This window comes from Sphingomonas degradans, from assembly GCF_053502645.1.
The window spans coordinates 3,077,187-3,096,089 of the sequence record NZ_CP177172.1; the positions used below are offsets into that span (position 1 = coordinate 3,077,187).

Sequence of the window (18,903 nt, forward strand, 5' to 3'; positions counted from 1 at the left end):
AGTCCTTACCAGCTCGACTTGGTGACGCCGGGGATCAGGCCCTTATTGGACAGATCACGCAGCATGACGCGGGCGAGACGGAACTTGCGGTAATAACCGCGCGGGCGGCCGGTCAGCTCGCAACGGTTGCGAATCCGGGTCGGATTGCCGTTGCGGGGGATCTCCGCCATCTTGAGACGTGCGATCAGACGCTCGGTTTCTTCCAAGCTTTCATCGTTCGCGATCGCCTTGAGCTTCGCATACTTGCCGGCGTACTTCTTCACCAGCAGCTTGCGACGCTCATTCTTGTTGATCGAACTCAGTTTCGCCATGACTTAAGTTCTCTTTCCTTTACGCGGCCTGCTTCTGCTCACCGTCCGCCTTGGGGAACGGGAAGCCGAAGAGACGGAGGAGCTCACGGGCTTCTTCGTCGGTCTTTGCGGTGGTGGTAACGATCACGTCCATGCCGCGCACCTTGTCGATGCGGTCATAGTTGATCTCGGGGAACACGATCTGCTCCTTGATGCCGCAGGCATAGTTGCCACGGCCATCGAAGGACTTCGGGTTCAGCCCACGGAAGTCGCGAACGCGCGGCAGCGCGATCGTGATGAAGCGGTCGAGGAATTCGAACATCCGCTCGCGGCGCAGGGTAACCTTGCAACCGATCGGCATGCCTTCGCGCAGCTTGAACTGTGCGATCGACTTCTTCGCCTTGGTCACGACGGGCTTCTGGCCGGCGATCAGTTCCATTTCCTGCGCAGCCTGTTCGACGCGCTTCTTGTCCTGAGTCGCTTCGCCAACGCCCATGTTCAGCACGATCTTTTCGATGCGCGGAACTTCCATGACGTTCTTGTAGCCGAACTTCTCGGTCATCGCCTTGGCGATGGTCTCGTCGTACAGCTTCCGCATGCGCGGCGTGTAGGTATCAGCCATTGATGACCTCCCCGGTCTTGACGGCGACGCGAACCTTCTTGCCGTCGCGAACCTCGAAACGAACGCGCGTCGGCTTGCCGTCGGCGGTCACGTGCGCGACCTTCGAGATGTGCAGCGGCGCTTCCGAACGCTCCAGGCCGCCCTGGGGGCTGCCCTGGGTCGGCTTCTTGTGGCGCACGGCGACGTTCAGGCCCGACACGACGACCTTGCCGTCCTTCGGCATGGCCTTGACGACTTCGCCGGTACGGCCCTTGTCCTTACCGGACAGGACGACGACCTGGTCGCCCTTCTTGATCTTGGCAGCAGCCATCACAGCACCTCAGGCGCGAGCGAGATGATCTTCATATAGCCCTTCGAGCGAAGCTCGCGGACCACCGGCCCAAAGATACGGGTGCCGATCGGCTCCTCGTTCTTGTTGACCAGCACGGCGGCGTTGCCGTCGAAACGAATCACCGAGCCATCGGCGCGGCGAATGTCCTTGGCCGTGCGAACGATGACCGCGCGATGCACGTCACCCTTCTTCACCTTGCCGCGGGGCTGTGCTTCCTTGACGCTGACGACGATGACGTCGCCAACGCCGGCAAAGCGGCGCTTAGAGCCGCCCAGCACCTTGATGCACTGCACCCGCTTCGCGCCGCTGTTGTCAGCGACGTCGAGATTGGACTGCATCTGGATCATTGATCCGGTTCCTTCTCGTTTGGCCTTCCGGGACCTGCCCGGTGGTTCCAGTTTGCTACCTCGTCACCCCGGCGAAAGCCGGGGCCTCGTGCCTCAGGCTTGGGGCCTGAGTTCCCGGCCTGCGCCGGGATGACGATTATGCGGCGTCGCTCGTGGTCGGCGTCGCGTGGGTGTTGACCCGCTCGATGACCTTCCACGTCTTCAGCTTGGAGATCGGCGCGGTCTCTTCGATCCGCACGGTTTCGCCCGCCTTGTACTCGTTGCCCTCGTCATGGGCATGATACTTCTTCGACCGACGGATGATCTTGCCGTAGAGCGGGTGCTTGACCTTACGCTCCACCAGCACAACCACCGTCTTGTCACCCTTGTCCGAGACAATGTTCCCGGTCAGCACGCGCTTCGGCATGGTCTCGTTCCTTACTTCGCTGCCGAGCGCGAGCGCTCGTTCTGCAGCGTCTTGATGCGGGCGATGTCGCGACGCACTTCCTTGACCCGCGACGGCTTCTCAAGCTGGCTGGTCGCCGCCTGGAAACGCAGGTTGAAAGCTTCGCGCTTGAGGTTGCCCAGCTGCTCGCTGAGCTGATCCTCGGTCTTCGCCCGGAAATCGGTAGCCTTGGTCATTGTATCAACCCTCCAGGTGCGACGTGTCGCCGAGGCGGGCCACGACCTTGACCTTGATCGGCAGCTTCATCGCCGCACGCTCGAACGCTTCCGCCGCGAGCGGGCCGGGAACGCCGTCGAGCTCGAACAGGATGCGGCCGGGCTTGACGCGGGCCACCCAGAATTCCGGCGAACCCTTACCCGAGCCCATGCGGACTTCGGCAGGCTTCGACGACACGGGAACGTCCGGGAAGATGCGGATCCAGAGACGACCCTGACGCTTGATGTGACGCGTGATCGCGCGGCGAGCCGCCTCGATCTGGCGTGCGGTGATACGCTCCGGCGCCATCGCCTTCAGGCCATAGGACCCGAAGTTCAGGCTGGTGCCACCCTTGGCGTCGCCATGGATGCGGCCCTTGTGCGCCTTGCGGAACTTGGTGCGCTTCGGTTGCAGCATTGCTCTATTCCCTTAGCGGCGGTCGTCGCGCGACGGGCGCACGCCGGAGGTCTGAGCCTCCATGTTGAGACGGTCCTGCGCCATCGGGTCATGGCCCAGGATCTCACCCTTGAAGATCCAGACCTTGACGCCGCACACGCCATAGGCGGTGTGGGCTTCGGCAGTCGCATGGTCGATATTGGCGCGCAGCGTGTGCAGCGGCACCCGGCCTTCGCGATACCATTCCGAACGCGCGATCTCGGCGCCGCCGAGACGGCCACCGCAGTTGATCCGGATGCCCTCGGCGCCCAGACGCATCGCCGACTGCACCGCACGCTTCATGGCGCGGCGGAAGGCGATACGACGCTCGAGCTGGTCGGCAATGCCCTGCGCAACGAGCTTGGCATCGACTTCCGGCTTGCGGATCTCGACGATGTTCAGGCTGACGTCGGACGAGGTCATCGCGCTCAGCGTCTTGCGCAGCTTTTCGATGTCCGCGCCCTTCTTGCCGATGATGACACCGGGACGGGCAGCGTAGATCGAGATGCGGCACAGCTTGGCCGGACGCTCGATGACCACCTTCGAGATCGCGGCCTGGGGCAGCGTCTTGACGATGAACTGGCGGATCTTGAGATCTTCCAGCAGCAGGCGGCCATAGTCCGCGCCCTCGGCGAACCAGCGGCTGTCCCAGGTGCGGTTGATCTGAAGACGCAGACCGATCGGGTTGCTCTTGTGACCCATTATGCTTCTTCCTGCTCGCGGACGACGATGCGAAGACGGCTGAACGGCTTCAGGATGCGGGTGGACTTGCCACGGCCGCGAGTCGCGAAGCGCTTCATCGTGATCGACTTGCCGACCGACGCCTCGGCGACGACGAGCGCGTCGACATCGAGGTTGTGGTTGTTCTCGGCGTTGGCGATGGCCGATGCCAGCACCTTGCGCGCGTCTTCAGCCATTGCCTTCTTCGAGAAGGACAGGATGTTCAGCGCGTCGCCAGCCTTCTTGCCGCGGATCAGGCCCGCAACCAGGTTGAGCTTCTGCGCCGAACCGCGGATCTGCGTGCCGACCGACAATGCTTCATTGTCGGCGACGCGACGGGGAGCCTTGGGCTTAGACATTAGCGCTTACCCTTCTTGTCGGCTGCGTGGCCGGGGAAGAAGCGGGTGGGAGCGAACTCGCCCAGCTTCATGCCAACCATGTCCTCGTTCACCGACACCGGCACGAACTTGCGGCCGTTGTAGACGTTGAAGGTCAGGCCAACGAACTGCGGCAGGATCGTCGAGCGTCGCGACCAGGTCTTGATCGGACCCGAACGACCGCCGGAGTCCTGAGCGGTCTCGGCCTTCTTGAGAAGGTGCAGGTCCACAAAGGGACCCTTCCATACGGAGCGAGCCATCTATCAGCCCTTCTTCTTCGCGTGACGCGAACGGATAATCATCTTGTCCGTCGCCTTGTTGTGGCGGGTGCGCGCACCCTTGGTCGGCTTGCCCCAGGGGGTAACCGGGTGACGGCCGCCCGAGGTACGGCCTTCGCCGCCGCCGTGCGGATGGTCGACCGGGTTCTTGGCGACGCCGCGGGTCAGCGGGCGCTTGCCCAGCCAACGGTTGCGACCGGCCTTGCCCAGGTTGGTGTTCTGGTTGTCCGGGTTGGACACCGCACCGACCGTCGCCATGCAGTTCGAGTGGATATAGCGCTGCTCGCCCGAGTTCAGGCGAACGATCACCATGCCCTTGTCGCGACCCACGACCTGCACATAAGTGCCGGCCGAACGCGAGATCTGGCCACCCTTGCCCGGCTTCATCTCCACGTTGTGGACGATGGTGCCGACCGGGACCGAACCCAGCTCCATGGCATTGCCCGGCTTCACGTCGGTCTTCTTGCCGGCGATCACCTTGTCGCCAACCGCCAGACGCTGCGGCGCGATGATGTAGGCTACGTGCGCCTTACCTTCGACTTCGCCGTAGTTGATCAGCGCGATGAACGCGGTGCGATTGGGATCGTACTCGATCCGCTCGACCGTGCCCTCGACGTCCCACAGGCGGCGCTTGAAATCGACGATGCGATAGCGCTGCTTGTGGCCGCCGGCGATGCCGCGCGACGTGACGTGACCCTTGTTGTTGCGGCCACCCGTCTTGGTCTTGCCCTCGGTGAGAGCCTTGACCGGACGCCCCTTGTACAGGCTCGAACGGTCGATCAGGACCAGCCCGCGCTGCGACGGCGTCGTCGGATTATAATTCTTGAGTGCCATTACGAGTTGACCCCCGAGGTCACGTCGATCTGATCGCCTTCAGCGAGCGTCACGATAGCCTTCTTGATGTCCGAACGCTTGTAGGGAGCGCCCTTCCACTTCTTGGTCTTGCCCTTCTGGACGATCGTGTTGACGCCGGTCACCTTGACGTTCCAGATCGCCTCGACGGCGGCCTTGATCTCGGGCTTGGTGGCGTCGCCGGCGACCTTGAACACAACGGCGTTGTGCTCGGAGACGAGCGTCGACTTCTCGGTGATGTGCGGGGCAACGATCACGTCATAGTGACGGTTGTCGACCGCAGTCTGCTTCTTAGCCATTGAGGCGCGCCTCCAGCTTCTCGACGGCAGCGCGGGTCAGGACCAGCGTGTCGTGCTTCAGGATGTCATAGACGTTGGCGCCGATCGCGGGGAGCACGTTGATCTGGTGCAGGTTGCCCGCAGCCAGAGCGAAGCTCGTCTCGACGGTGTCGCCGTCGATCACCAGGGTCTTGCCAAAGCCCAGCTTTTCAAAGCTGCCCTTGAGCGCGCTCGTCTTGGCGTCGATCGTCAGGTTGTCCATGACGACCAGCGAACCTGCCTTGGCATGGCTCGACAGCGCCATCTTCAGGCCCAGCGTGCGGATCTTCTTGTTCAGCGACGGATTGAAGTCGCGAACGCGGGCGCCGTGCGCCTTACCACCGCCGATGAACACCGGAGCGCGGCGATCGCCGTGACGGGCGGTACCGCCGCCCTTCTGGCGACCGAACTTCTTGCCCGTGCGGGCGACGTCAGAGCGCTCGCGCGTGCCGCGGGCCGTGCCGCGACGCTTTTCGAGCTGCCAGGTGACGACGCGGTGCAGCACGTCAGCGCGGGGCTCCAGACCGAAAATATCGTCCTGAAGCTCGATGTCGCCGTTGCCGGTCGCGTCGAGGGTTTGAACCTTGACCTTCACGTTCAGCCCTCCTGGCCTTCGGTCGCCTCGGGAGCCTCGGTCACAGCCGGGGTTTCCGCAGGGGCGTCATTGTTGTTTGCGACCTGCTTCAGGCCGGCGGGGAACGGAGCGTCGGCATGGCGCGAAACCTTGACCGCGTCCTTGACGAGCAGCCAGCCGCCCTTCGAGCCGGGCACCGAGCCCTTCACGAAGATCAGGCCACGCTCGACGTCGGTTCCGACGATCTCGAGGTTCTGCTGCGTGCGGTTCTTGTCGCCCATGTGGCCGGCCATCTTCTTGTTCTTGAAGACCTTGCCCGGATCCTGGCGCTGACCGGTCGAACCGAGCGAACGGTGCGACACGGACACGCCGTGCGTGGCGCGCAGACCGCCGAAGCCCCAGCGCTTCATGCCGCCCTGGAAGCCCTTGCCCTGCGTCTTGCCCTGGATGTCGACGAGCTGGCCCGCGACATAATGGTCGGCCGAAATCTCGGCGCCCACTTCCAGAAGGCCGTCCGCGTCAACGCGGAATTCGGCGAGAACCGCCTTGGGCTCGACTTCGGCCTTGCCGAAGTGGCCGCGCTGCGGCTTGGCGACATTCTTGCTCTTCGCCGTGCCGGCGCCGAGCTGGACGGCCGTATAACCGTCACGATCTTGTTCGCGGATGGAGACTACCTGAACGCCTTCGAGGGCCAGAACGGTAACCGGCACGTGGCGGCCGTCGTCCTGGAACAGGCGGGTCATCCCCAACTTCTTCGCGATCACGCCAGTGCGCATGATCCATTGCTCCTATACAGAGGCACCCTCAGGACCATTCCCTCGGGTGCGTGACTCAGCCCAAAATGTAATGCGAGCCCCCGTCCGGGCTGAACCCCGCCCAAGGGCGGAGACGACGGGGGACGCAGACCCGATGCCAACCACAAAGGCCGGCACCGGCGGTATCCCTATGCGTTTTTGAGTGCGCGTTCTGCGCCCTCGCGCTCCTTGCGTTGGATCGGGGATCGATCCGGTCGAGGAACCTGCGACTCTCACAAGGAGGGTCGCGAATCTCTTTGGAGGGGCGCCTTTACGTCAGCACCGCTTCCTTGTCCACCCCTTCCCGCCCCCGTTGCGGTGGGCGGAAAGCGATGGGGGCAGTGCCGGATCAGGCCAGCTTGATTTCGACGTCGACGCCGGCGGCGAGGTCGAGCTTCATCAGCGCATCGACGGTCTGCGGAGTCGGCTGCACGATGTCCAGCATGCGCTTGTAGGTGCGGACTTCGAACTGCTCACGCGACTTCTTGTCGATGTGCGGGCCACGGTTGACCGTGAACTTCTCGATGCGAGTCGGAAGGGGGATCGGGCCACGGATGAGGGCGCCGGTGCGTCGGGCGGTGTCGGCGATGTCGCCGGTCGCCTGGTCGAGCACGCGGTGATCGAACGCCTTAAGGCGAATGCGGATATTCTGCGTTTCCATGGTCCCTACCGATGCGAAAGAGCGGGCCTCTGTGCGAGGCACTTGCTGTTACTTAAAAACTGGAGGGGCGCCCTTACAGGGGCCTCTATAAAAAGGCAACCGCCCGGCACCCTCTTTTTGGAGGGTACCGAGCGGCTGCTTTGTCTTTTTAGCTTACTTGTCGATGCCGCTGACGACACCGGCGCCGACGGTGCGGCCGCCTTCACGGATGGTGAAGCGCTGGCCGACGTCCATGGCGATCGGCGCGATGAGCTTGATGCCCAGCGCGACGTTGTCGCCCGGCATCACCATTTCGGTGCCCTCGGGCAGCTCGACGGTGCCGGTCACGTCCGTGGTACGGAAGTAGAACTGCGGACGATAGTTCGCGAAGAACGGCGTGTGACGACCGCCTTCGTCCTTCGACAGGACGTACACTTCCGACTTGAACTCGGTGTGCGGCGTGATCGAACCCGGCTTGGCCAGAACCTGGCCACGCTCGACTTCTTCACGACCCACGCCGCGCAGCAGCGCACCGACGTTGTCGCCAGCCTGGCCCTGGTCGAGCAGCTTGCGGAACATTTCCACGCCGGTCACGACGGTCTTGCGGGTGTCGTGGATGCCGACGATCTCGACTTCCTCGCCAACCTTGATGATGCCGGTCTCGACGCGGCCGGTCACCACGGTGCCGCGACCCGAGATCGAGAACACGTCTTCGATCGGCATCATGAACGGCTTGTCCAGCGGACGCTCCGGCTGCGGGATGTATTCGTCAACCGCTGCCATCAGCGCGACAACGGCGTCCTTGCCGAACGTGTCGTTCGAACCGCTGAGCGCGCAGGTAGCCGAACCGCGGATGATGGGGATGTCATCGCCCGGGAATTCGTACGAGCTGAGCAGCTCGCGGATTTCCATTTCGACGAGCTCGAGGATTTCCTCGTCGTCGACCAGATCGACCTTGTTCATGAACACGACCATCGCCGGCACGCCGACCTGACGGGCGAGCAGGATGTGCTCGCGGGTCTGCGGCATCGGGCCGTCGGTTGCCGACACGACCAGGATCGCGCCGTCCATCTGCGCAGCGCCGGTGATCATGTTCTTCACATAGTCGGCGTGGCCCGGGCAATCGACGTGCGCATAGTGGCGTGCGTTCGTCTCGTACTCGACGTGTGCGGTCGAGATCGTGATGCCGCGCTCGCGCTCTTCCGGCGCCTTGTCGATGTTGGCGAAATCGACGGCGGTGCCGCCGGTCGTCTCAGCCAGGACCTTCGTGATAGCGGCCGTCAGCGACGTCTTGCCATGGTCGACGTGGCCGATGGTGCCGATGTTGAGATGCGGCTTGTTCCGCTCAAACTTTGCCTTCGCCATTGTTTTCCTACCTTCTGATTCTCAATTCCGCGCCGCTATGGGAATCGCCGGACGCGGCCCCATAGCGACAGTTTTGTGATTACGCCAGCTTCGCCTTCACTTCGTCGGCGACGTTCGCGGGCACTTCATCGTAATGCGAGAACTGCATGCTGTACTGCGCGCGGCCCTGGGTGAACGAGCGGAGCGCGTTCACATAGCCGAACATGTTCGCCAGCGGCACCATCGCGTCCACCGTCTGCGCGTTGCCGCGCGTATCGGTGCCCTGGATCTGGCCACGGCGGCTGTTCATGTCGCCGATGACGTCGCCCAGATAGTCTTCCGGGGTCACGACTTCGACCTTCATGATCGGCTCGAGCAGCTTGATGCCCGACTTCTGCGCTGCTTCGCGCATCGCGGCACGCGCCGTGATTTCGAAGGCCAGCGCCGACGAGTCGACGTCATGGTACGCACCGTCATACAGCAGCACTTCGAAGTCGATGATCGGGAAGCCGACCAGCGAACCCGTAGCAGCCGTCTCGCGGAAGCCCTTTTCGATCGCGGGGATATATTCCTTCGGAATGTTACCGCCCTTGATCTCGTCCTTGAAGACGAAGCCCGAACCGCGCTCGCCCGGCGTGAGCTTGACCTTCACGCGGCCGAACTGGCCGGTGCCGCCCGACTGCTTCTTGTGCGTGTAGTCGATGTCGACCGGCTTCGCGAGATATTCGCGATACGCCACCTGCGGCGCGCCGACGTTCGCCTCGACCTTGAACTCGCGCTTCATGCGATCGACCAGGATCTCGAGATGGAGCTCGCCCATGCCCTTGATGATGGTCTGGCCGCTCTCGGCGTCCGAAGACACGCGGAACGACGGATCTTCGCGTGCCAGGCGATTGAGCGCGACGCCCATCTTTTCCTGGTCGGCCTTGGTCTTCGGCTCCACCGACAGCTCGATCACGGGCTCGGGGAATTCCATGCGCTCCAGGATGATCGGTGCGTTCTGCGCGCACAGCGTGTCACCCGTGGTGGTGTCCTTCAGGCCCGCCAGCGCGACGATGTCGCCCGCGAACGCTTCCTGGATGTCCTCGCGGCTGTTCGCATGCATCAGCAGCATGCGGCCAACCTTTTCCTTCTTGTCCTTCACCGAGTTCAGCACGGTCGAAGCCGATTCCAGCTTGCCCGAATAGATGCGCGCGAAGGTCAGCGTGCCGACGAACGGATCGTTCATGATCTTGAACGCCAGCGCCGAGAAGGGCTCGGTATCCGACGAAGGACGCTCGTCCGGGGTCTCGCCGTCGAGCTTGACGCCCTTGATCGCCGGAACGTCCAGCGGCGAAGGCAGATAGTCGACGACGGCGTCGAGCAGGGGCTGCACGCCCTTGTTCTTGAACGCCGAGCCGCACACGACCGGCACGAACGCCATGCTGAGCGTACCCTTGCGGATCAGCTTCTTCAGGTCGGCGGTGCTGGGCTCGTTGCCCTCGAGATACGCCTCCATGAGCGAATCGTCGAGCTCGACGGCCATTTCGATCAGGTCGCTGCGATACTTCGCGGCCTTTTCCTTAAGATCGTCAGGAATTTCCTGATATTCGAACTTCGCACCCAGGCTCTCTTCGAGCCAGATGATCGCGCGGTTCTCGACCAGGTCGACCAGGCCCTTGAAGCCGCCTTCGATGCCGATCGGGAGATACAGCACGGCAGGACGGGCGCCTAGGCGCTCGATGATCGAGTTGACGCAGAAATAGAAGTCGGCGCCGGTGCGATCCAGCTTGTTGACGAAGCACATGCGCGGCACGCCGTACTTGTCGGCCTGACGCCACACGGTTTCGGACTGCGGCTCAACGCCGGCAACGCCGTCGAAGCACGCGACCGCACCGTCGAGCACGCGCAGCGAACGCTCGACTTCGATCGTGAAGTCGACGTGGCCGGGGGTGTCGATGATGTTGATCAGATGCTCTTCGCCCTTGCCCTCGGACGCGCGCCATTTGCACGTCGTGGCAGCGGACGTGATCGTGATCCCGCGCTCCTGCTCCTGCTCCATCCAGTCCATCGTCGCCGTGCCTTCATGCACTTCGCCGATCTTATAGGACTTGCCGGTGTAATAGAGGATGCGCTCGGTGGTCGTCGTCTTGCCGGCGTCGATGTGCGCCATGATGCCGATATTGCGATAACGCTCGAGCGGATGGCTGCGGGCCATGATCGTTGCTTCCTTAGCGATGTGGGGAGCCGGACGATCCGGCTCCGCACGATATAGGGTCGGTTTTTGCCAGCGCCAGCCCGGCGGCTTTCACCGCCGGATTGGGCTTACCAACGATAGTGGCTGAAGGCGCGGTTCGCCTCGGCCATACGATGGGTGTCTTCGCGCTTCTTCACCGCGTTGCCGCGGTTGTTGGCGGCATCCATCAGCTCGCCCGAAAGGCGTGCCGACATGGTGTGCTCGCTGCGGTTGCGCGCCGACGAGATCAGCCAGCGGATCGCCAGTGCCTGTGCACGCTCCGGACGCACTTCGACGGGGACCTGATAGGTCGCACCACCGACTCGGCGGCTGCGGACTTCGATGCCGGGCTTGATGTTGTTCAGCGCATCGTGGAACACGCCGATCGGCTCGCGCTTGGCGCGCTGCTCGACCGTTTCCAGTGCCGAATAGACGATGCCTTCGGCCACGGACTTCTTGCCGTCCAGCATGACCGAATTCATGAACTTGGTGAGAACCTCATCCCCGTACACGGGATCAGGCAGGATTTCCCGCTTTTCGGGACGACGACGACGAGCCATTGGTTTTTCCTTCTAAACTTCAGCCTTTGAGGTCTGACGCTCCAGCGGCCCTTACGCCTGCTGGAGCCGACCGGCTTACTTCGGACGCTTAGCGCCGTACTTGGAACGCGACTGACGGCGATCCTTCACACCCTGCGTATCGAGCACGCCGCGCAGGACGTGATAGCGAACGCCGGGAAGATCGCGCACACGGCCGCCGCGAATCAGGACCACCGAGTGCTCCTGAAGGTTGTGGCCTTCGCCCGGAATGTACGAAATGACTTCGCGCTGGTTGGTCAGGCGGACCTTCGCAACCTTGCGCAATGCCGAGTTCGGCTTCTTCGGGGTCGTGGTGTAGACACGGGTGCAGACGCCGCGCTTCTGCGGGTTCTGTTCCATCGCAGGGACCTTGGACTTGGCCTTCTGCGGCTCGCGGCCCTTGCGGACCAGCTGGTTGATCGTTGGCATGAAGCCCTTCACCTTTTGCGTTACCGGACAGCCCGGCGGTTACTTTTGCTGGAGCCCTGAGATGAGAATACGAAAAGGCCCCGGGTGTCCTTGACCCCCCGGGCCATTGCGTCTCCAGCAACGTTCAGCTCTTTGTTCCGCGAGGGCAAATGGCCATATGGCCCCCTTGTGGAACGGTGGCGCCTATAGCGTCGCAAGCAATAGCGGTCAATGGCCGCCCCGACGGGCCGAAAGCGGCAGACGGCAAGCGAGCGGATAACCGGGCGCTAACGACTTGGCGTCTATCCCACCTAGCATGATCGTGCATCTCAAATATGGGTCGGCAACGCTGTTGCGCGCCCTCCGCCGCTGGCCGGCGATGCCGGCGTCGACCGCCGCCGTCGCGGGGGTGCTCGCGCTCGGCGGGTTCGGGGCGACGATACCGGGATGGTGGGACGTGCTGCGCGGCACGCCGCTTGTCGGGCTGCTGGGGCTGCTTGTCGCAGGCGGCGCGGGGCTGCTCGCCTTTCACCTGGCGTGCGTGGCAGGCGAGCGAGTCGCGGCGCGCACGCGGGGGTGGCGCGCGCCGCTGGTCGCCGCGCTGATCCCGGTCGCGGCGATCCCCGGCATGGGCGCCGGCGCGCTGGCAGTGCCGCTGGTGGTGGCCGCGTTGCTGCTGCTCCGACCCGCGCCTGCGGGCCAGCGCGCGGTCGCGCTGGCGGGGGCGATCGGCGCGCTGGCGGGGCTGGTCGCGGTGGCGCTTCAGAGCCCGCTGGCGGGTTGTTTCGGCTCGGTTACGATGCTTGGTTCCGCGTGCTTCCTGATCGCTTTGCGGCCCATGGGCGCCGCCAACGACAATCCCCGGGTGGAACGCACCGGGGGGATTTGGATGCTGCCCGATGCGGCGCAATATGCTACGCAGCGCGCGGGGACCCGGGGTCCGAGCTATGGGGAGTAAACCAATGTTCAAGAGCAGCAATCGCGGGGGCCGCGATGATCGCTCGGCCATGCCGGCGGCACCGTCGCAGAATGGCGGCGGTCGCGGGCGCGGCATGTTTTCGGTGATCGGCCCCGACGTGGTCGTCACCGGCAACCTCGCCGCGACGGCGGACCTGCATATCGATGGCCGGATCGAGGGCGACGTGACGTGCGGAACGCTGGCCCAGGGCGCCGACAGCCAGATCTTCGGCAGCGTCACTGCCGACGTCGCGCGGATCGCCGGCGCGATCGAAGGCACGGTGCGCGTCAAGACGCTGACGGTCGAGCGCTCGGCCCGAATCAGCGGCGATGTGGAATATGAGACGATCACGGTCGAGAATGGCGGCCATGTCGACGGGCGGCTCAAGCATATGAGCAACCTCGACGCAGCGCCCGTCGCCGCAGCAGCGCCGCGCGCCCTCGCCGCGCCGCAGCCGGTCGCCGCGAACGAAGAAGCCGCCTGACGCAGACCACGCACCCATTCCGCGACTCGGCACCGGCGGCGAATCGCTGCCAGTGCGCGCGGATCAGGCGTCGCGCACTTCGAGCAGAAACGCATCGACGTGTCGCGACAGCGCCCCCGCCTCCCCCTCCAGCCGTTCGGCCAATAGCCGCATCGAACGCGCCGTGTCGGACGCGGCGCACGACGTGTCGCCGATCGCCTCGACATCGTGCTGGATGCCGGTGCTGGCGCTGACCGCCTCGTCCACATTGCGCGCGATCGTGCGAGTCGCGGTCTCCTGCAGCGCCACCGCATCCTCGACCGAGACCGCCATTGCCGTCATCGCCGCGATGGCATGTTCCACCTCGGCATGGCCCGATGCCACGTCGTCGATTCCCCGGCGGAGGTCGTGGACCAGCGCCGTGATCCGTGCCGCCGCCGTGCCGGTCTGAGTCGATAGCTGCTTCACTTCGTTGGCGACGACCGTGAAGCCGCGCCCCGCCTCTCCCGCCCGCGCCGCTTCGATCGTGGCGTTGAGCGAGAGCAGGTTCACTTGCCGGGCGATGTCGCTGATGAGGGCGATGACCGAGTCGATCGATTGCGCCGCGCGGAGCAGTTCGCGGGTGCGCGCGCTGCCGGTCGCGACCAGATCCGAGGCACCGTTCGCGGCATTGCGGGCGCCGCGTGCGCTGTCGCCGATCCCCGCGAGCGCCTGCGCCAGTTCGCGACCGCGCGCGGCGATCTCGGCCATGTTGTCACAGGTCTGCGCCGCCGCGCTCGCCACCGCGACCGCGCGTTCGCCCAGCCCGGTCGCCCGGTCCGCCGTGCCGCCGGCATCGTGCTTCACATCGCACGCCAGCGCCTCCATCGCGCGCACCAGCGTGGTCGCCTGCGCCTCGAATCCGGCGCTGGCCGCTTCGATCCGCGCCGCGCGCGCCAGCCGACGCTCGGCCCCTTCGCGCGCATGCTCTGCGGCCAGCTGCATCATCCGCCGGTTGGACAGGACGGCGAACAGCCGCCCGCCGCGCGTGAGGATCATCCCCTCGGTGCCGCCCGCGCCGCGATAGACGTCGAGCAGCTTTTGCCGCCCCTCGGTCAGTTCGGCCGTCGGACAGGGGCGGATATGCCGCCGGATGCCATGGCCATAACTGGGATTGTGCATCAGCGCGTGCCCGAACGGATTGAGCAGCAGCCGCCGCACATCCTCTTCGAAAATCGCCCCGATCGGCCGATCCTCGGCATCGAGCACGGGCACCAGCCGCAGTGCGATATTGTCGGTGAACACCCGCACCGCGCGCGCCAGCGACGAATCGTGCGGCAGCGCGGGGGCCGCCGTCTCCGCCGGAGTCAGCCACCGGGCAAGCGAGGGTTCGGATTCTGCGATGTCGCGAAGCGATGCGGCGAGGTACATGCCCGCTGCCTAGCGGCCTTTTGGTAAACGCCGTCTTTTCCGCGTGTTACACTCCCGAGACAAAGCACGGTTTTTCGTGGGCTTGCTGCCCGGCACGCACCCCGGCTAGAGCGCAGGGCGATGGGGGGCGGGAAAACAATGCAGCGCGCGCGCCGGCTCCGCCCTTTCCGCCCCGCCGCGCTATTGGCGTGCGCAGCGCTTGCCGGATGCGCCGCGCCGCCGCCGCGCGATGGCGGCGCGATCGTCTCGACCAACCCGTGCGCCGACGCGATGCTGATCGAACTGGTGCCGCCGTCCCGGATCGCCGCGATCAGCCGCTATTCGCAGGACCCGAGCGCGACGTCGATCGACCTCGCCCTCGCCCGCCGCTTCCGCGCGACCACCGGCACGGCGGAGGAAGTGATCGCGCTGCACCCGGCACTGGTGATCGCCAGCACGTTCACGCCGCCCAGCACGCGCGAGGCCTATGCCCGCGCGGGGCTGAAAACGCTGTATCTCGATTCGCCGAACACGATCGCCGCCAGCGTGGCGCAGGTCCGCGAACTCGCCCGCGCCGTCGATGCCGTGCCGGCGGGCGAGGCGATGGTCGCGCGGATCGAGCGCGCCGTCACGCAGGCGTCACGCGCCGATGCTCCGGTCCCCGCGCTGTTGTGGATCAGCGGCAATCTGGTTTCCGGGGGTGGTACGTTGCTCGATGAAATGATGGTGCGCGCAGGGTTCAGCGACCATGCCGCGCATTATGGGCTCCAGCACACCGGCACGCTGCCGATCGAGCATGTCGTCGCCGATCCGCCGCGCGTGATGCTGGTGCCCGACGCGCCGGGCCGCGCCGCATCGTCGCGGGCGGCGGAAATGCGCGGCTGGGCATTGGCGCATAGCGGGGCGCGGGTAGTGCAGGCGCAGTTCCCGCGCACGCTCGTCAATTGCGGCGGGCCGGTGATCGCGCGCGCGATGACGCGGCTGGCCGATATTCGCCGCACGGTGACGCCGTGAAGCGCGGGGCATTGATCGCCGGGCTGGCGCTTTTCGTCGCGCTGCTGTTCGCCGGATCGCTGATGGCGGGCAAGGTGTGGGTGCCGCTCGACGCCTGGTTCGGCGGCGATCCGCGCTGGTGGATCGTGATCGGTCTGCGGCTGCCGCGCGCGATCCTGGGGCTGGCGCTGGGCGCGACGCTGGGGCTGACCGGCGCGGTGCTGCAGGGCTATCTGCGCAATCCGCTGGCCGATCCGGCGGTGGTGGGCGTGTCGTCCAGCGCGGCGCTGGGCGCGGTTGCCTCCATCGTGCTGCTCGGCACCGGCGCGCCGCTGGTGATCTTCGGCTGCGCAATGGCGGCGGCGTGCGGATCGATGCTGTTGCTCGCCGGACTGGCATGGCGCGCCGACAGCGCGGTGACCTTCATCCTGGCGGGCACTGTCCTCGCCAGCCTGGGCGGCGCGCTGACTGCGTTCCTCATCTCGATCGCGCCCAATCCCTATGCGACGGCGGAGATCATCGACTGGATCATGGGATCGCTGACCGACCGCAGCTTTGCCGAGGTGCAGCTTGCCCTGCCCTTCATGGCAGCGGGGTGCGCGGCGCTGCTGTTCACCGGGCGCGCGCTGGATGCGCTGACGCTGGGCGAGGATGCGGCGCGCTCGCTGGGCGTGCGGCTGGCGCGGGTGCAGATGCTGGTGGTGCTCGGCTCCGGGCTGGGCGTAGGTGCGGGCGTCGCGGTGACCGGCGTGGTCGGGTTCGTCGGGCTGATCGTGCCGCATGTCATGCGCCCGCTGGTCGGCGCGCGCCCCTCGGCGCTGCTGGTGCCGAGCGCGCTGGGCGGCGCGGCGCTGGTGCTGGCGGCGGACAGCCTGGTGCGGCTTGCCCCCGGCGCCGCCGAAATCCGGCTGGGCGTCGCCATGGCGCTGATCGGCACGCCGTTCTTCCTCCTTCTCCTCCTGAAGCACAGGCGATCGGCATGGAACTGAGCGTCAGCGACCTGTCGGTCAGTCTGGGCAAGCGCAGCGTCTTGCGCGGCGTGGCCGCACGCTTCCGCCCCGGTCGGGTGACGGCGATTCTGGGCGCCAACGGTTCGGGCAAGACCACGCTGGTCCGCGCGCTGGCCGGGCTGGTCGATGCCGATCGCGGGCAGGTGCGCCTGGGCAGCCGCCTTGTCGCGCGGATCGAGCCGCGCGAGCGGGCGCGGCTGATCGGTTATCTGCCGCAGGACGCATCGGTGCATTGGAACGTCGCGGTGGAGGAACTGGTGGCGCTGGGCCGCCTGCCCCACCGTTCGCCCTTTGCCGGGGCATCGGCGGCGGACCGCGCGGCGGTGCAGGACGCGATGGCGGCGACCGATACGACGCACCTTGCCGGGCGCGGCGCCGATGCGCTGTCGGGCGGCGAGCGCGCGCGGGTACTGCTGGCGCGCGTCATCGCCGGGGCGCCGCAATGGCTGCTGGCGGACGAGCCGCTCGCCAGCCTGGACCCCGTCCACCAGCTCGACATGCTCGAACAGCTCCGCGCCATCGCCGCAACCGGCACCGGGGTGGTGATCGTCCTCCACGACCTGGTCCAGGCCGCGCGCGCTGCCGACGACGTGCTGTTGCTCAAGGCGGGCGAAGTCGTCCGCTTCGGCGCTGCCGCCGAGGCACTGGCCCACCAGCCGCTGCGCGAGGCGTTCGGCGTCGAGGTGATGGTGATCCCCGACGAACAGGGTCGCCTTCTCCCCGTACCGATTGGCCGCACCAAGGGCTGACAGCCGGACCCGGCTGTGGCATTGCGCAACAAAATTACACGAGGCGAGTCGGGCGAACCCGGCCGCCGAAGGAGAGTTTTGATGCGCAGGATCGACCATCTCATCATGGGCCCGTCGGGTGCGGCCGCGACGCGGCACGGCGACGTGTTCGATCCCAATAGCGGCCAGGTGCAGGCACAGGTGCCGCTGGGGACCGCCGCCGACCTCGACCGCGCCATCGCCGCCGCGCAGGCCGCGCAGCCCGCATGGGCCGCAACCAACCCCCAGCGCCGCGCCCGCGTGATGTTCCGCTTCAAGGAGCTGGTCGAGGCGAACATGGACGCGCTTGCCCATCTGCTCTCGTCCGAACATGGCAAGGTGATCGCCGATGCAAAGGGTGACATCCAGCGCGGACTGGAAGTCATCGAATTCGCCTGCGGCATCCCGCATGTGCTGAAGGGCGAATATACCCAGGGCGCCGGGCCGGGCATCGACGTCTATTCGATGCGCCAGCCGCTGGGCATCGGCGCGGGCATCACGCCGTTCAACTTCCCGGCGATGATCCCGATGTGGATGTTCGGCGTGGCGATCGCGGTCGGAAATGCCTTCATCCTGAAACCCAGCGAACGCGACCCCAGCGTCCCCGTGCGCCTCGCCGAGTTGATGCTGGAGGCGGGCCTGCCCGAAGGCGTGCTTCAGGTCGTGCACGGCGACAAGGAAATGGTCGACGCGATCCTCGATCATCCGGCGATTTCGGCGGTGAGCTTCGTCGGATCGTCCGACATCGCGCACTATGTCTATCGGCGCGGTGTCGATGCGGGCAAGCGGGTGCAGGCGATGGGCGGCGCCAAGAACCACGGCATCGTCATGCCCGACGCCGATCTGGACCAGGTCGTCGCCGACCTGTCGGGCGCCGCGTTCGGGTCTGCGGGCGAGCGCTGCATGGCGCTGCCCGTGGTGGTGCCGGTGACCGACAAGACCGCCGAGGCGCTGCGCGAAAAGCTGATTCCCGCGATCCGGGCGCTGCGCGTGGGCGTGTCGACCGATGCGGAGGCGCATTACGGTCCGGTGGTGAACGCCGCGCACAAGCAGCGCGTCGAGAACTGGATCCAGACCGGCGTGGACGAAGGCGCCGAGCTGGTCGTGGACGGACGCGGCTTTACCTTGCAGGGGCATGAGCAGGGCTTCTTCGTCGGCCCCACGCTGTTCGACCGCGTCACGCCCGATATGCGCGCGTACAAGGAAGAGATTTTCGGCCCGGTCCTCCAGATCGTCCGCGCGCCCGATTTCGAAACCGCGCTGCGCCTGCCGAGCGAGCATCAGTACGGCAATGGCGTCGCGATCTTCACCCGCAACGGCCATGCCGCCCGCGAGTTCGCCGCGCGGGTGAATGTCGGCATGGTCGGCATCAACGTGCCGATCCCGGTGCCGGTGGCCTATCACAGCTTTGGCGGGTGGAAACGGAGCGCGTTCGGCGACATCAACCAGCACGGGATGGAGGGCGTCCGCTTCTGGACCAAGACCAAGACCGTCACCCAGCGCTGGCCCGACGGCGGCGGTACCGGCGACAGCGCGTTCGTCATCCCGACGATGGGGTGAG

The 18,903-nt window shown here is 65.9% G+C and carries 26 protein-coding genes; 6 read left to right on the forward strand and 20 right to left on the reverse strand.

Annotated features, from left to right (window positions below; all coding sequences use genetic code 11):
- Positions 1–5: 5 nt before the first annotated feature.
- The 19 genes from rpsN to rpsL all read right to left on the reverse strand — a co-directional run bounded on the left by rpsN (position 6) and on the right by rpsL (position 11,783).
- Positions 6–311 (reverse strand): 30S ribosomal protein S14, encoded by a 306-nt coding sequence (gene rpsN / locus ACG3SL_RS14045; RefSeq protein WP_448661789.1) that lies wholly within the window; start codon positions 309–311, stop codon positions 6–8.
- 19 nt (positions 312–330) lie between these two features.
- On the reverse strand, positions 331–912 hold the full coding sequence (rplE, locus tag ACG3SL_RS14050; protein WP_448661790.1) for a 50S ribosomal protein L5: 582 nt from the start codon (positions 910–912) through the stop codon (positions 331–333).
- Positions 905–1,222 (reverse strand): 50S ribosomal protein L24, encoded by a 318-nt coding sequence (gene rplX / locus ACG3SL_RS14055; protein WP_448661791.1) that lies wholly within the window; start codon positions 1,220–1,222, stop codon positions 905–907. Before rplX ends, rplE begins: the two co-directional genes overlap by 8 nt.
- A complete protein-coding gene (rplN, locus tag ACG3SL_RS14060) occupies positions 1,222–1,590 on the reverse strand; it encodes a 50S ribosomal protein L14 (protein ID WP_448661792.1) in 369 nt (122 codons plus the stop codon). The genes rplX and rplN overlap by 1 nt, the downstream gene beginning before the upstream one ends.
- A 136-nt stretch (positions 1,591–1,726) precedes the next feature.
- The gene (rpsQ, locus tag ACG3SL_RS14065; RefSeq protein WP_448661793.1) at positions 1,727–1,996 is read right to left on the reverse strand and encodes a 30S ribosomal protein S17; all 270 of its coding nucleotides are present in this window, start codon (positions 1,994–1,996) and stop codon (positions 1,727–1,729) included.
- 11 nt (positions 1,997–2,007) lie between these two features.
- Positions 2,008–2,211: a 50S ribosomal protein L29 gene (gene rpmC / locus ACG3SL_RS14070; RefSeq protein ID WP_448661795.1), complete on the reverse strand. Its 204-nt coding sequence runs from the start codon at positions 2,209–2,211 to the stop codon at positions 2,008–2,010.
- A gap of 4 nt (positions 2,212–2,215) precedes the next feature.
- Complete coding sequence (rplP, locus tag ACG3SL_RS14075; protein WP_448661796.1) at positions 2,216–2,647, reverse strand: 50S ribosomal protein L16; 432 nt, start codon at positions 2,645–2,647, stop codon at positions 2,216–2,218.
- A 12-nt stretch (positions 2,648–2,659) separates the two neighbouring features.
- The gene (gene rpsC / locus ACG3SL_RS14080; protein WP_448661798.1) at positions 2,660–3,367 is read right to left on the reverse strand and encodes a 30S ribosomal protein S3; all 708 of its coding nucleotides are present in this window, start codon (positions 3,365–3,367) and stop codon (positions 2,660–2,662) included.
- The gene (gene rplV, locus ACG3SL_RS14085; protein WP_448661799.1) at positions 3,367–3,744 is read right to left on the reverse strand and encodes a 50S ribosomal protein L22; all 378 of its coding nucleotides are present in this window, start codon (positions 3,742–3,744) and stop codon (positions 3,367–3,369) included. Before rplV ends, rpsC begins: the two co-directional genes overlap by 1 nt.
- Positions 3,744–4,022: a 30S ribosomal protein S19 gene (rpsS, locus tag ACG3SL_RS14090; RefSeq protein WP_448661800.1), complete on the reverse strand. Its 279-nt coding sequence runs from the start codon at positions 4,020–4,022 to the stop codon at positions 3,744–3,746. The genes rplV and rpsS overlap by 1 nt, the downstream gene beginning before the upstream one ends.
- 3 nt (positions 4,023–4,025) lie before the next feature.
- Positions 4,026–4,874, reverse strand: coding sequence for a 50S ribosomal protein L2 (gene rplB / locus ACG3SL_RS14095; RefSeq protein WP_448661801.1), 849 nt, complete (start codon positions 4,872–4,874; stop codon positions 4,026–4,028).
- Positions 4,874–5,191: a 50S ribosomal protein L23 gene (locus ACG3SL_RS14100; RefSeq protein WP_448661803.1), complete on the reverse strand. Its 318-nt coding sequence runs from the start codon at positions 5,189–5,191 to the stop codon at positions 4,874–4,876. The genes rplB and ACG3SL_RS14100 overlap by 1 nt, the downstream gene beginning before the upstream one ends.
- Positions 5,184–5,804: a 50S ribosomal protein L4 gene (gene rplD, locus ACG3SL_RS14105; RefSeq protein WP_448661804.1), complete on the reverse strand. Its 621-nt coding sequence runs from the start codon at positions 5,802–5,804 to the stop codon at positions 5,184–5,186. Before rplD ends, ACG3SL_RS14100 begins: the two co-directional genes overlap by 8 nt.
- A gap of 2 nt (positions 5,805–5,806) precedes the next feature.
- A complete protein-coding gene (gene rplC / locus ACG3SL_RS14110; RefSeq protein WP_448661806.1) occupies positions 5,807–6,559 on the reverse strand; it encodes a 50S ribosomal protein L3 in 753 nt (250 codons plus the stop codon).
- Between the two features lie 367 nt (positions 6,560–6,926).
- Complete coding sequence (gene rpsJ, locus ACG3SL_RS14115; protein ID WP_034161642.1) at positions 6,927–7,238, reverse strand: 30S ribosomal protein S10; 312 nt, start codon at positions 7,236–7,238, stop codon at positions 6,927–6,929.
- A 153-nt stretch (positions 7,239–7,391) separates the two neighbouring features.
- Positions 7,392–8,582: an elongation factor Tu gene (gene tuf / locus ACG3SL_RS14120; RefSeq protein WP_448661807.1), complete on the reverse strand. Its 1,191-nt coding sequence runs from the start codon at positions 8,580–8,582 to the stop codon at positions 7,392–7,394.
- Between the two features lie 79 nt (positions 8,583–8,661).
- On the reverse strand, positions 8,662–10,758 hold the full coding sequence (fusA, locus tag ACG3SL_RS14125; protein WP_448661808.1) for an elongation factor G: 2,097 nt from the start codon (positions 10,756–10,758) through the stop codon (positions 8,662–8,664).
- 107 nt (positions 10,759–10,865) lie between these two features.
- Complete coding sequence (gene rpsG / locus ACG3SL_RS14130) at positions 10,866–11,336, reverse strand: 30S ribosomal protein S7 (RefSeq protein WP_029936466.1); 471 nt, start codon at positions 11,334–11,336, stop codon at positions 10,866–10,868.
- Positions 11,337–11,411: 75 nt separating this feature from the next.
- Complete coding sequence (gene rpsL / locus ACG3SL_RS14135; RefSeq protein WP_029936467.1) at positions 11,412–11,783, reverse strand: 30S ribosomal protein S12; 372 nt, start codon at positions 11,781–11,783, stop codon at positions 11,412–11,414.
- Between the two features lie 295 nt (positions 11,784–12,078).
- Here rpsL and ACG3SL_RS14140 point away from each other — a divergent pair, with 295 nt between their 5' ends.
- Together ACG3SL_RS14140 and ACG3SL_RS14145 are read left to right on the forward strand one after the other, a co-directional pair.
- Positions 12,079–12,720: a hypothetical protein gene (locus tag ACG3SL_RS14140; RefSeq protein ID WP_448661809.1), complete on the forward strand. Its 642-nt coding sequence runs from the start codon at positions 12,079–12,081 to the stop codon at positions 12,718–12,720.
- Positions 12,721–12,724: 4 nt separating this feature from the next.
- Positions 12,725–13,204, forward strand: a complete 480-nt coding sequence (locus ACG3SL_RS14145; protein ID WP_448661810.1) for a bactofilin family protein — start codon at positions 12,725–12,727, stop codon at positions 13,202–13,204.
- A 63-nt stretch (positions 13,205–13,267) separates the two neighbouring features.
- Here ACG3SL_RS14145 and ACG3SL_RS14150 read toward each other — a convergent pair whose 3' ends face one another.
- Positions 13,268–14,593: a methyl-accepting chemotaxis protein gene (locus tag ACG3SL_RS14150; protein ID WP_448661811.1), complete on the reverse strand. Its 1,326-nt coding sequence runs from the start codon at positions 14,591–14,593 to the stop codon at positions 13,268–13,270.
- A 138-nt stretch (positions 14,594–14,731) separates the two neighbouring features.
- Between ACG3SL_RS14150 and ACG3SL_RS14155 the strand changes: the two genes are divergently transcribed.
- From ACG3SL_RS14155 to ACG3SL_RS14170, 4 genes are all read left to right on the forward strand, one after another.
- On the forward strand, positions 14,732–15,586 hold the full coding sequence (locus tag ACG3SL_RS14155; RefSeq protein WP_448661812.1) for an ABC transporter substrate-binding protein: 855 nt from the start codon (positions 14,732–14,734) through the stop codon (positions 15,584–15,586).
- Complete coding sequence (locus ACG3SL_RS14160; protein ID WP_448661813.1) at positions 15,583–16,554, forward strand: FecCD family ABC transporter permease; 972 nt, start codon at positions 15,583–15,585, stop codon at positions 16,552–16,554. The genes ACG3SL_RS14155 and ACG3SL_RS14160 overlap by 4 nt, the downstream gene beginning before the upstream one ends.
- Positions 16,545–17,324 carry an ABC transporter ATP-binding protein gene (locus ACG3SL_RS14165; RefSeq protein ID WP_448661814.1) on the forward strand — a complete coding sequence of 260 codons (780 nt, stop codon included), beginning with the start codon at positions 16,545–16,547 and terminating at the stop codon, positions 17,322–17,324. The genes ACG3SL_RS14160 and ACG3SL_RS14165 overlap by 10 nt, the downstream gene beginning before the upstream one ends.
- Positions 17,325–17,405: 81 nt before the next feature.
- Positions 17,406–18,902 (forward strand): CoA-acylating methylmalonate-semialdehyde dehydrogenase, encoded by a 1,497-nt coding sequence (locus ACG3SL_RS14170; RefSeq protein WP_448661815.1) that lies wholly within the window; start codon positions 17,406–17,408, stop codon positions 18,900–18,902.
- Position 18,903: the final 1 nt, after the last annotated feature.

Excerpts from the sequence above, each read along its gene's own strand:
- rpsS (WP_448661800.1), bottom strand. The coding sequence starts at position 4,022 with ATGGCTCGCTCCGTATGGAAGGGTCCCTTTGTGGACCTGCACCTTCTC.
- ACG3SL_RS14165 (WP_448661814.1), top strand. The coding sequence starts at position 16,545 with ATGGAACTGAGCGTCAGCGACCTGTCGGTCAGTCTGGGCAAGCGCAGC.
- rplX (WP_448661791.1), bottom strand. The coding sequence starts at position 1,222 with ATGGCTGCTGCCAAGATCAAGAAGGGCGACCAGGTCGTCGTCCTGTCC.
- ACG3SL_RS14140 (WP_448661809.1), top strand. The coding sequence starts at position 12,079 with ATGATCGTGCATCTCAAATATGGGTCGGCAACGCTGTTGCGCGCCCTC.
- rpsN (WP_448661789.1), bottom strand. The coding sequence starts at position 311 with ATGGCGAAACTGAGTTCGATCAACAAGAATGAGCGTCGCAAGCTGCTG.
- rplE (WP_448661790.1), bottom strand. The coding sequence starts at position 912 with ATGGCTGATACCTACACGCCGCGCATGCGGAAGCTGTACGACGAGACC.
- rpsG (WP_029936466.1), bottom strand. The coding sequence starts at position 11,336 with ATGGCTCGTCGTCGTCGTCCCGAAAAGCGGGAAATCCTGCCTGATCCC.
- ACG3SL_RS14170 (WP_448661815.1), top strand. The coding sequence starts at position 17,406 with ATGCGCAGGATCGACCATCTCATCATGGGCCCGTCGGGTGCGGCCGCG.
- rplN (WP_448661792.1), bottom strand. The coding sequence starts at position 1,590 with ATGATCCAGATGCAGTCCAATCTCGACGTCGCTGACAACAGCGGCGCG.
- rpmC (WP_448661795.1), bottom strand. The coding sequence starts at position 2,211 with ATGACCAAGGCTACCGATTTCCGGGCGAAGACCGAGGATCAGCTCAGC.
- rpsQ (WP_448661793.1), bottom strand. The coding sequence starts at position 1,996 with ATGCCGAAGCGCGTGCTGACCGGGAACATTGTCTCGGACAAGGGTGAC.
- rplP (WP_448661796.1), bottom strand. The coding sequence starts at position 2,647 with ATGCTGCAACCGAAGCGCACCAAGTTCCGCAAGGCGCACAAGGGCCGC.
- ACG3SL_RS14145 (WP_448661810.1), top strand. The coding sequence starts at position 12,725 with ATGTTCAAGAGCAGCAATCGCGGGGGCCGCGATGATCGCTCGGCCATG.
- ACG3SL_RS14150 (WP_448661811.1), bottom strand. The coding sequence starts at position 14,593 with ATGTACCTCGCCGCATCGCTTCGCGACATCGCAGAATCCGAACCCTCG.
- rpsC (WP_448661798.1), bottom strand. The coding sequence starts at position 3,367 with ATGGGTCACAAGAGCAACCCGATCGGTCTGCGTCTTCAGATCAACCGC.
- ACG3SL_RS14100 (WP_448661803.1), bottom strand. The coding sequence starts at position 5,191 with ATGGCTAAGAAGCAGACTGCGGTCGACAACCGTCACTATGACGTGATC.
- rplC (WP_448661806.1), bottom strand. The coding sequence starts at position 6,559 with ATGCGCACTGGCGTGATCGCGAAGAAGTTGGGGATGACCCGCCTGTTC.
- ACG3SL_RS14155 (WP_448661812.1), top strand. The coding sequence starts at position 14,732 with ATGCAGCGCGCGCGCCGGCTCCGCCCTTTCCGCCCCGCCGCGCTATTG.
- tuf (WP_448661807.1), bottom strand. The coding sequence starts at position 8,582 with ATGGCGAAGGCAAAGTTTGAGCGGAACAAGCCGCATCTCAACATCGGC.
- rplV (WP_448661799.1), bottom strand. The coding sequence starts at position 3,744 with ATGTCTAAGCCCAAGGCTCCCCGTCGCGTCGCCGACAATGAAGCATTG.
- rplB (WP_448661801.1), bottom strand. The coding sequence starts at position 4,874 with ATGGCACTCAAGAATTATAATCCGACGACGCCGTCGCAGCGCGGGCTG.
- rpsL (WP_029936467.1), bottom strand. The coding sequence starts at position 11,783 with ATGCCAACGATCAACCAGCTGGTCCGCAAGGGCCGCGAGCCGCAGAAG.
- fusA (WP_448661808.1), bottom strand. The coding sequence starts at position 10,758 with ATGGCCCGCAGCCATCCGCTCGAGCGTTATCGCAATATCGGCATCATG.
- rpsJ (WP_034161642.1), bottom strand. The coding sequence starts at position 7,238 with ATGGAAACGCAGAATATCCGCATTCGCCTTAAGGCGTTCGATCACCGC.